Consider the following 10,933-nt stretch of genomic DNA (forward strand, 5'->3'; position numbering starts at 1 on the left):
CTCCTGAAGGCTTTGCTAATGCTGTAGTTCATCAATTGAAGAATTCATCATACGCAACTGCGGGCGAGCCACTTCGGCGCGTCCGGCGCCGGGCGATCCAAGCCGGGTCGCGCTTATCTCGCTACCCTGTCCCAATGCGATGCAGGCAGGCCCGCCGGGCATGATCCGGTACCTCGCCCGGCGTTTCCTCAACTACGCCGTCCTGCTGGTGCTCGCGTCCTTCCTGACCTTCCTGCTGACCTCGCAGACGTTTCATCCGCTCGACAGTTTTATGCAGCGCCACCCGACCCCGCCGCCGGAGGCGATTCACGCCAAGGCCGTTGCGCTGGGCTTGGACAAACCGGTGGCCATCCGCTACGCGAAATGGATTTCCGGTGTGGTCCACGGTGACTTCGGGGTGACGGTGAGCGGTCACCCGGTCTCCCAGGAACTGTGGCGCCGGGTCGGGGTGAGCCTGCGACTGGTGGTGACCGGTTCGGTGCTGGGCACGCTGATCGGCGTCATTGTGGGGGCCTGGGGCGCGGTGCGGCAGTACCGGCTCAGCGATCGGGTGATCACCGTGCTGTCGCTGATCGTTTTGAGCATCCCGTCGTTCGTCCTGGCAAGCCTGCTGATTCTGGGCGCACTGCGGATCAACATGTTCGCCGGCGTGGGAATCTTTCAGTACACCGGGGAAACCTCGCCGCTTGCGCCCACCGGAACCGTCGACGCGATCATCGAACGGTTGCAGCACATCGTGCTGCCCACCCTGACCCTGGCCCTGGGCGCCATCGCGGGTTTCAGCCGCTACCAACGGAATGCGATGCTCGACGTGCTCGGTGAGGACTTTATCCGGACCGCGCGGGCAAAAGGACTGACCCGTCGGCGGGCGCTGTTCAAACACGGTTTACGCACCGCGCTCATTCCGATGGCGACGCTGTTCGCCTACGGAGTGAGCGGGCTCGTCGTCGGCGCGGTGTTCGTCGAGAAGATCTTCGGCTGGCACGGCATGGGCGAATGGGTGGTGTCCGGAATCGCGACCCAGGACGCCAACGTCGTCGCGGCGATCACGCTTTTCTCCGGCGCCGCCGTTCTGCTGGCGGGGCTGTTGTCCGACGTCATCTATGCGGCACTCGATCCCAGGGTGCGGGTGTCATGACCCAAGACACCGATCAAAGCGTACCGGGGCGCTCCGGCATCCACCCGGTCGCCACTTTTACGTCGCGCCGAAACCTGTTGGTGCGACGCTTTTTCCGCAACAAGCCCGCGGCGGTGGCGCTGATCCTGTTGGCGCTGGCATTCGTCGGCTGCTACGCAGTGCCGCCGCTATTGCCGTATAGCTATACCGATCTCGATCTGCACTCGCTGCTGCAGCCGCCGTCGTTGCGGCACTGGTTGGGCACCAACGCGCTGGGCCAGGACCTGCTGGCCCGCACGCTTACCGGCATGCAGAAGTCGCTACTGATCGGTGTGTGCGTCGCGGTGATCTCGACCACCATCGCCGCCACCGTCGGATCGGTCGCCGGCTATTTCGGTGGCTGGCGCGACCGCGCACTGATGTGGCTGGTAGACCTGCTGCTGGTGGTGCCCAGCTTCCTGCTCATTGCGATTGTCACGCCGCGCACCAAACATTCGAACAGCGTGCTGTGGCTCATTGTGCTGCTCGCGGCGTTCGGCTGGATGGTCAGCTCGCGGATGGTGCGCGGCCTGACAATGAGCCTGCGGGAACGCGAATTCGTCCGTGCGGCAAGGTATATGGGCGTGTCGAGCCGACGGGTGATCGTGCATCACATCGTGCCGAACGTTGCCTCGATCCTGATCATCGACGCGACGCTCAACGTGGGTTTCGCGATCCTGGCCGAAACCGGGTTGAGCTTCCTGGGATTCGGTGTTCAGCCACCGGACGTATCGCTGGGCACGCTGATTGCCGAAGGCACTCCGTCGGCGACCACCTTCCCCTGGGTCTTCCTGGTCCCGGGCTCGGCGTTGATATTGATTGTGTTGTGCGCGAACCTTGCCGGCGACGGTCTGCGCGACGCGATCGATCCGGGCGCGAAGCCGTCCCGCCGCAGGAAGCCCAGGCCAATCGGGCCGCCGCAATGACGGCACTGCTGGAGGTGACCGATCTCAGCGTTACCTTCGACACCGGGGATGCGCGGGTGCCCGCGGTGCGCGGGGCGACCTACCACATCAATCCGGGCGAGGTGCTCGCGATCGTCGGGGAATCGGGCTCGGGCAAAAGCACCGCCGCCATGGCGGTCGTCGGGCTGCTGCCCGAATACGCTGAGATTTCGGGTTCGGTTCGGCTGCACGGCCAGGAGCTGCTCGGCCTACCCGACCAGGCGATGTCACGTATCCGCGGCAAGACGATCGGCACGGTGTTCCAAGACCCGATGTCGGCACTGACGCCCGTCTACACCATCGGGGACCAGATCGCCGAAGCCATCCAGGTTCACCACCATGACGTCAACCGCGCAACCGCCCGGAGCCGGGCCGTGGAGCTGCTCGAGCTGGTCGGTATCGCGCAGCCAGATCGGCGGGCAAAAGCGTTCCCGCACGAGCTATCCGGCGGCGAGCGCCAGCGGGTGGTGATTGCGATCGCGATCGCCAACGATCCGGACCTGCTTATCTGTGACGAGCCCACCACCGCGCTGGACGTCACCGTGCAGGCGCAGATCCTCGATGTGCTGCGGACCGCACGCGATGTCACCGGCGCGGGAGTGTTGATCATCACCCACGACCTGGGGGTGGTATCGGAGTTCGCCGACCGGGCGATGGTCATGTACGCCGGACGTGAGGTCGAGATCGCGGCCGTCGACGATCTCTACCGGGACCGCCGCATGCCCTACACGGTCGGATTGCTCGGGTCGGTGCCACGGCTGGACGCCCCGCAGGGCACCCGGCTGGTTCCGATTCCCGGAGCGCCGCCGAACCTGGCCACGCTTGTCCCCGACGCCTGTCCGTTCACGCCCCGCTGTCCGCTGGCCATCGACGAATGTCGTTCGGCCGAGCCAGCTCTGGTGATCGTCTCCGAAGGCCACCAGGCGGCCTGCATTCGCACCGACGACGTCGCCGGGCGCAGCGCCTGCGAGATCTTCGATGTGACAACCGCGCCGCCGGGCGTCGATAATGCGGCAGACCAGGACGCAACCGTGCTGCGGGTGACCGACCTCAGCAAGACCTACCCGCTCACCAAGGGCGTGGTATTTCGCCGGCGGGTAGGCGAGGTGCGAGCGGTCGCCGGCGTCAGCTTCACCCTGCAGCAGGGCCGGACGCTGGCGATCGTCGGAGAGTCCGGTTCGGGCAAATCGACTATTCTGCAACAGATCTTGGAATTGAATACGCCGCAATCGGGTTCGATTGAGGTTCTCGGCGCCGACGTCGCCGGGCTGAATCCGGAGAGCCGGCGCGCGATGCGGCACGACATTCAGGTGGTGTTCCAAGACCCGGTGGCGTCATTGGACCCCCGTCTCCCTGTTTCCGAAATCATAGCCGAACCTTTGCAGGCCAATGGATTCCGGAAGGTCGATGCCGATGCACGCGTAGCCGAACTGCTCGACACCGTCGGTCTGCGTTATGCGGACGCCGCTCGCTATCCGGCCGAGTTCTCCGGTGGACAAAAGCAGCGCATCGGTATCGCGCGAGCGCTGGCGTTGCAGCCGAAGATTTTGGCGCTCGACGAGCCGGTGTCGGCGCTGGACGTCTCGATCCAAGCCGGGATCATCAATCTGCTGCTCGACCTGCAGGAGCGCTTCGGTTTGTCGTATTTATTTGTCTCGCATGATCTTTCCGTCGTCAAGCACCTGGCGCACCAGGTGGTGGTGTTGTACCGGGGCGGCATCGTCGAGCAGGGCGATGGCGATGAGGTTTTCACCAACCCTCAGCACGAGTACACGCGGCGACTGCTGGCCGCCGTTCCACGGGCGCATCCCGATGCCGCAGCCGGTTAGCATCTTGCGCGTGACACACCTACCGAGAGCCCGCACGCTCGCGGCGCTGGCGCTGGCGTTCGTGGTGATGGTCACCGGCTGCTCAAGTGGCTACGAGGACCTGCCGGAGACCCGAGCGGCTCAGGTCGGCGCCACCAGCGACATGAATCCGCAGGACCCGGCGACGCTGCAAGACGGCGGCAACCTGCGACTACCGCTGACGGAGTTCCCGGACAACTTCAATCAATTGAACATCGACGGCAATACCTCTGACACCGGTGCGGTGCTGGCGGCCACGCTGCCGGGGGCGTTCACGACCCAGGCGGACGGCAGGCTGACGCTTAACAACGACTACTTCACCGGTGCCGAGCTGACCGGGACCAACCCCCAAACCGTCACGTACACAATCAATCCCAAAGCGACGTGGAGCGACGGCGCGCCGATCACCTGGGAAGATCTCAAGTCGGAGGTCGACGCGTGCAACGGCCGCGACAAGAGGTACTTGATCGCCAGCCGGGCCGGGTTCGAACGGGTGAAGTCGGTGACCAGGGGGGTGAACGATCGGCAGGCGGTGGTCACCTTCTCCGATCCGTACGCCGAATGGCGGGGGATGTTCGCCGGCGGGATGCAACCGCGCAGCATGACGGCCAACCCGGAGGTCTTCAATAAGGGTCAGCTCGAAGCGCCGGGCCCGTCGGCCGGCCCCTTCATCGTGTCCACGATCGACCGGACAGCGCAGCGCATCGTGCTGACCCGTAATCCGCGATGGTGGGGCCGCAAGCCACGGCTGGATTCGATCACCTTCCTGGTGCTCGATGTCTCCGCCGTCATCCCTGCCTTGCAGAACAAGGCAATCGATGCCGCCGGCATCACGACGCTCGACGATATGGTGACCGCCGGGCGCACACCCGGCATCGTTATTCGGCGCGCGCCGGCCCCGACCTGGTTCCACTTCACGTTCAACGGCGCCGAGGGTTCGATCATGGCCGACGAGCGGCTGCGGCTCGCGATCTGCCAGGGTATCGACCGCCAAGCCATCGTCGATGTCGTCCAACACGGACTGAGCACCCATCCCGTGCCGCTGAACAATCACGTCTATGTGGCCGGACAGGTTGGCTACCAAGACAACAGCGCGCCGGGCGCTTACAACCCGGACAAGGCTCGAAGAGACCTCGATGCCATGGGGTGGAAACTCAACGGCGCGGTGCGGGAGAAGGACGGCAGGCAGCTCGTCGTTCGCGACGTGCTCTTCGACGCGGCATCCAACCGGCAGATTGCCATGGTCGCGCAGAACAGCCTGGCGCAGATCGGCGTGAAGCTGGTACTCGACCTCAAGGCCGGCAGCGGATTTTTCAGTCAGTACGTCGGCGTCGGCGATTTCGATATCGCCCAATTCGGTTGGGAGGGTAACGCTTTCCCGTTGTCCGCACTTGCACAGATTTATACCTCGGACGGTGACAGCAACTTTGGCAGGATCGGCAACGCCGCGATCGATGCGAAGATCGCCGAGACGTTGTCGGAGCTGGACGTAAACAAAGCGCGTGCCCTCGCCAACCAGGTAGACCAGATGATCTGGCAGGAGGGCTTCAACCTGCCGCTATTCCAGTCGCCCGGGAACCGAGCCGTACGAAAGGATTTGGCCAATTACGGCGCGGCAGGCCTGGCCGATGTGGACTACACCGCGGTCGGGTTCATGCGGACCTGAGCCGCCGCCACAGCGGTGTCACCGCCGGCAGCGCACCCTCCGCGATCGCGGCTACCTCGACGGCCTTCCACAGCAGGCGCATCGCCGGACGAGCCGGCAATGCGTCCAGCGCCGGTCCCCGGGCGGCCAGCTGGTCGACTTCGCCGCGGCACACCGCCTGGGCGATGATCAGTGCCGCAGGCTCACGAAAGTCCACGGCGCTGTGCGCCATGGTCGGCAACGCGAGTAACAGAGCATTCGGCACCAGCGATGCCACCTGCTCTGCGACCGCCCGCGGTGTCACCAGATCACGGCCGCCGGAGACCACGACCGTGGGCCAGGTGAACTTCGGTATCTCCGCGACCAGATCGTACGGCTCGGCCTCGAAAGCATCTGTTCCGCTTATGATTTCACGCAACGCCACAGCCGGATCGAGCGGCAGGCCGTCTGGCTGGGCGCCGTAGTCGAGTTCGCGGAACGCGATTCGACTCACCAGGTCGATTTCGTGACGGTACGCGACATTCATACTCACGACCGCGGAGAAGCGAGACAGCATCCGCCACAACGTCATTCGGCCGCTGAGCAACAAGTCGAGTTCGCGATCCAGCAGCGGCGCCCCGCCGTAAGCGTAGATGGTGGTGGCAATCTCTCCCGCCGTCCCGGCCATCACCCCGGTGTCGATCAGCTTGCGAACCTTGGGAGCCAATGCGGCGGTCTCCGGAGTATCACCATCGAACAGCAAGCCGCGGACGGCGCGGCGAACGACCGCAATGTCGTGTCGTGACAGCAGGGGCGAATCCAGAATCATTGCGTGCACCCGGCTGGGGTGGCGTACGCCGAAGCCGGCTGAGATATAGCTGCCGTACGAAGTGCCGTAGATGACGGCGGAGTCCACATGGGCGTCGTCGAGCACGGCGGCGATGTCGTCGACTACCTGATCGACGGTAATCGCGTCGGGCGGTAGGTCCGCGCCGGAGTCGTCGTGGCGCGACATGCCGATCCCCCGGTGCTCGATCATGATGATGTCCAGACCGGCGAGGGCGGCGCGACGCCGTAATCCCTTGTAGACCTGCACCGACGCCACTCCCGGCCCGCCCGGGATGATGACCAACGGGTGGGCGGACTTGCGGCCGGTGCGCACGTAGTACAGATCGAACTCCTCGGCGCTGGCTGGGGATATCGGCCTGCGCACGGGCCGCACGCCGGGCATTCCCGCAAGCTTTTCGTGCACTCGGCGCCGTTTCGCGTTCATGGTCATCGCCGCCCATTCTGCCGGGGCCAGTGGCGATCAGCAGCGCGGCGGGTGCTACGCATTGAGATCGATGCGGTGCGCACCTTTCACGCTGTCGTAGCGATCGGGACTACAGGTCAACACGATCACTTGACCCTGCGCGCCGACGGTGTCGAACACCTCACCCATCTTGGCCAGCCGCTGCGGGTCGGTGAACCCCAGCGCGTCGTCGACGACGACCGGAACGGCGTCCTCCTTGGCGACCAGCGCGGCGCCGGCCAATCGCGCCAGGATCCCGAGTTGCTCCTTGGCCCCACCAGACAGGGAGTCATACGGCACCGTGACGCCATCGAGTGTTCGGCTGCGGATACACAAGTCGGTGTCGACGTCGACCTCGAAGCTGGGCCCGAACACCGGGCGGCCGAGTCGCTGCAATTCGGTGCGGTAGGGCTCGACATAGCCCAACCGGGTGGTGTCGCGATGGCGAGCCATCACGGAACGCAACAGCTGTGCGGCGCGGGCCCGGCCGCCGATCCGGTTGTGCTGATTAGCGGCGTGCTCGCGCTCGATCTCCGCGGCGTCGAGCTTGCCCTGGCGACCCTCGCTGCCGAACACCGACAGTTCGATGGTGAGCTCGCGCAGCGAGCGGGCCGCGTCTTCGTAGCTCGCCCCGAGCGACGCGGCGGCCTCGTTGGCCGCGGCCAATTCGGCGGTCACCGCATCTGGCGCCGCCGCGGCCAATTCTTCGGCAAGTTCTGCGGCCTGACGCTCGGCGGTCGCCGCGGCCTGCCGTCCGGCCTGCGCCGACGAAGCCAGGTCCTCGTCAGCCACCGAGGTACGCTCGGCCACCAGCTGTTCGGTCGCCCTGGCGAGTTCGGCCCGTTGCGTTGTCAATTCGTTGAGCAGAAGTGTTGCCCGGGTGGAGGTTTCGACGAGTTTCGCGTCGGCGTCCGCAGCGGCCCGGCGACTGGTCTCGGATGCGGTTTCCGCGGCCAGGCGAGCGGCCTGCGCGACGTCGAGTTCGGCGCGGGCAGCGGCGATATCGGTGGCGAACAGATCGGGCTCGGCCGGCTGCCCGGCGCGCAGCTGTGCCAGCCGCTCCCGGAACACATCGATGTCGTCGTCGCCGCACAGTCCGGCCAGCGTCGCGTTCAATTGGTCGTGGACGCTCTGCAATTCGCGGCGGTGCTGGTCGGCCAGTCGCGCCGCAGCGAGGTCTGCGACGTCACCTGCGACTAGCGCTTCGGTCAGCTCTTGTTGTGCTGCAGCATATTTCGCGTGTATATCGAGCACGGTCGCACCGGGAGTGATCCGTGCGGTGAGGACACCGGGAACCTCGACTTCGGTCGGACCGGTGGCCGTCGTCGACCAGGTGTGACCCGCCGACAACGAGACGCGTTCTGTCCCGACCGCGAGTTGGATGTCGGCCACCGCCGTGATCTCCACGGCCGCCGAGATCAACGTCAGCTGGTCGCCGGCGCGATCGAGCGCCGCTGCGGCGGTTTCGATTCGGCGCAGCAGCTCCTCGGTGAGCACGACCTCGGAGAGCTGGGCACCGACCCGGTCACGGTCACGGTGGATGGCGTCGATCTTGGCCAGCCGGGCGCTCAACCGGTCGATCTCCTCGCGCTCGGCGAGCTGATCAACTGCGCGGCGGGCGGATTCGACGCAGGTCTGCGAATCGGCCAGAACTCGGGTGGCTTCCTGTAACGCGGTACCGGCCGCCTCGGCGTCGACCTGCGCGGCCGTCAGCGCATCGGCAGCTTGTTGGGCTTGCGCCTCGACAGTTGCGACGGCCGCAGTGCGCGTTGCGATTTCGGTGACGAGGCGCAACCGGCCGTGGTGGGCGGCGTCGGCCGCCGCACTGGTCGCCGCGGCGGCGGCCGCGACCAGCTTGGCTTCCCGCGCTTGGCGGGTGAGTTCGGCGGCCTTGTCCGCGGCGGCCTGCGCGACGGCCAACCGCGGACCGGCCGCAAGCCGCAGTTGCGACAGTTCGGCCACCTGCCCGGTCAGCACGGCATGGCGACGCACCCGATCGTCGACCTCCGCGACGGCCGCCGTGCACTGCGCAACCGCAGCGTCGGCGTCGGACAGCCGAGCGATGGCCGTGGCCCACTCGCCGGTGGGACGTCCGGTGGGGGTGAAATAGCGCGCGTACTCGGCGTCGATCCGCTCGATCAGCAGCGGTTCGCTGCCGGATAGGGCGGCCTCGTCACCGGCCGCGACATCGAGTGCACGCGAAAGGGCATCGCAGCCGGAAAGATCCACCGCGGAGGTCGATGTCGACTGCAGCACGCGCTGGGCGTGCCACAGGTCGTTATCCACCGTCTCGGCGAGCATGCTGCGCACCCGTTCGTGGGCTTCGTCGCCGGTCAGCTGCTCGCGGCGCGGCTCCAGCACGGTCAGCTCTGTCTCACACTTCTTGTGGAAGCGCTTGCGGTAGATGAAACGGTAAGTGCCGCTGCTGATTTCGGCGGTCACCTCGGAACCGACATCGCTGTTGGTGGGTTTGACCTGCTTGACTTCCTTCTTCGTCGACCGGTCCCTGGACTCCAGCAGCAGGTCGAGCGCCTCGATCATCGAGGACTTGCCAATTTCGTTGGCCCCGCTGACCACAACCACGCCGTGGTCGGGAAACTCGATCTCGCGGTGGCCGATTCCGCGGTAGTTCGTCAGGACCAACCGGTGCAACTTCACGCCGCGCCCCGATCTGTGAGGCGCAGCAAGAGCGCCAGAGCGGCCTGCGCGTCGGTCGCGGAGTCGGTGTCGTCCCCGCGCGCCGTGGCCACCAGCTCTTCGACAGCCGCCGCGGCGAATCCGCCGATGCCGAGATCGGTGAACTCGCCGTCGGCGGGTATCACCGCGAGGTCGGTGTGGCGTTCCCAGGTGCGCAAGTCGGCGAACAGCCGCGCGAATCGGTCCAGACAGCCGTCCAGGGTGGCGCGGTCGGTCACCGTCAACGAACCCGTGAGTGCCAGGCGCACCACGGTGCGGTCCTTGTCGGTCATCAGATCGAGATTCATGTCGAGGTCGGCGATATCGCGGCTGCTGTCGACCTGACGGTGCAGGGTGACAAACCGCCAGCGGCCCACGTGCCTGGGGGTCACCGCTACCTCGTTGCTCTCGTCGATGTCGACGACCAGGACGTGCCCCGGATTGGATTCGACGTCATCGAAATTCGTGACTTCCGGCGACCCGGAGTACCAGACCCGGCCGCTCTCACCGACCTGGGTGAGCGAGTGCTTATCCCCCAATGCCGCATAGTGGATCGCGCCGCGGGTCAGCGCCTCTTCGACCCCGGAAAGCCGGATCAGCGACGGCTTCTCGCGGTCGGGGTCGAGCACGTCGACGCCCCCGTGGGCGACGAGCACCCGGGTGACCGGACCCGCGTCGAGTCCCTCGAGGACTTCGGCGACCAGATCGGTGGTCGGGGCCTTGGACCGCCACGGCGCGGCGACGAGCTCGAGGCCCGGCCGCACTTGATGCGTGCCCGCCCGATCAAGCACGAACACGTTGTCCGGGCATTCCCGGGTGAACAATGCGCTGGTGAATACCGACGACGCGTCAAGTGGATCGTGGTTGCCGGGCAGCAGGTAGACCGGAATACCGATGGCGCGCATGGCTTCCAGCGACTGCCCGATCACCTTCGGGTCGAGCTGATTGTGTTCGAAAACGTCACCCGCGACCACGACGAACTCGGCGCCCACCTCGGTCGCGAGGGCGCCCAGGCCGGCCACCGCGTCGCGCCGCGCGGCGGAATACCGCGGTTGGGCGTCGCCGGCCAGGAAGTGGCGGGTCATTCCCAGCTGCCAGTCGGCGGTGTGCAGGAATCGCATCCCGGCTCCCCCTTTCGTGACGTGGCTATCAAGGCATCGCGAGTCTAAATTGGTTGACCGACAACTCTTGGGAAGCGCACCGGCATGCCTTGGCCCGGGTGACTTTTGCCCGCCTCGCAGCGACAATCGCCGTGAGCGTGGGCTTGGCGGCTGTGGCCGGGCTGCCTACCGCAGTGTTCGGACCACCCGGTGATTTGCCCGCCTCGTAGCGACAATCGCCGTTAGTGCACACGGGTGAATTCTCTTGTGTCACTTTCGTTTCAGTAGTCCCTGG

At 66.1% G+C, this 10,933-nt stretch carries 7 protein-coding genes; 4 read left to right on the forward strand and 3 right to left on the reverse strand.

Annotation, left to right across the window (positions count from 1 at the left end; genetic code table 11):
* The first annotated feature begins 160 nt into the window (after positions 1-160).
* The 4 genes from AAHS21_RS27070 (at position 161) to AAHS21_RS27085 (ending at position 5,613) form a co-directional block, all read left to right on the forward strand.
* On the forward strand, positions 161-1,138 hold the full coding sequence (locus AAHS21_RS27070) for an ABC transporter permease (protein ID WP_342930603.1): 978 nt from the start codon (positions 161-163) through the stop codon (positions 1,136-1,138).
* Positions 1,135-2,082, forward strand: a complete 948-nt coding sequence (locus AAHS21_RS27075; RefSeq protein ID WP_342930591.1) for an ABC transporter permease — start codon at positions 1,135-1,137, stop codon at positions 2,080-2,082. The genes AAHS21_RS27070 and AAHS21_RS27075 overlap by 4 nt, the downstream gene beginning before the upstream one ends.
* Entirely contained in the window at positions 2,079-3,929 is a 1,851-nt protein-coding gene (locus AAHS21_RS27080) for an ABC transporter ATP-binding protein (protein WP_342930592.1), read from the forward strand. Before AAHS21_RS27075 ends, AAHS21_RS27080 begins: the two co-directional genes overlap by 4 nt.
* Before the next feature lie 67 nt (positions 3,930-3,996).
* Positions 3,997-5,613, forward strand: coding sequence for an ABC transporter family substrate-binding protein (locus tag AAHS21_RS27085; protein WP_342930604.1), 1,617 nt, complete (start codon positions 3,997-3,999; stop codon positions 5,611-5,613).
* Here the strand turns inward: AAHS21_RS27085 and AAHS21_RS27090 are convergent.
* Genes AAHS21_RS27090 through AAHS21_RS27100 form a run of 3 tightly spaced genes read right to left on the reverse strand, consistent with a single transcriptional unit; the run spans position 5,600 to position 10,659 of the window.
* Positions 5,600-6,850, reverse strand: a complete 1,251-nt coding sequence (locus AAHS21_RS27090; protein ID WP_342930593.1) for an alpha/beta fold hydrolase — start codon at positions 6,848-6,850, stop codon at positions 5,600-5,602. The genes AAHS21_RS27085 and AAHS21_RS27090 overlap by 14 nt on opposite strands.
* Positions 6,851-6,898: 48 nt before the next feature.
* Complete coding sequence (locus tag AAHS21_RS27095) at positions 6,899-9,520, reverse strand: AAA family ATPase (RefSeq protein WP_342930594.1); 2,622 nt, start codon at positions 9,518-9,520, stop codon at positions 6,899-6,901.
* On the reverse strand, positions 9,517-10,659 hold the full coding sequence (locus tag AAHS21_RS27100) for an exonuclease SbcCD subunit D (RefSeq protein WP_342930595.1): 1,143 nt from the start codon (positions 10,657-10,659) through the stop codon (positions 9,517-9,519). The genes AAHS21_RS27095 and AAHS21_RS27100 overlap by 4 nt, the downstream gene beginning before the upstream one ends.
* Positions 10,660-10,933: the final 274 nt, after the last annotated feature.

The sequence above is a fragment of the Mycobacterium sp. 050272 genome (genome assembly GCF_039023525.1).
Taxonomy (GTDB): domain Bacteria; phylum Actinomycetota; class Actinomycetes; order Mycobacteriales; family Mycobacteriaceae; genus Mycobacterium.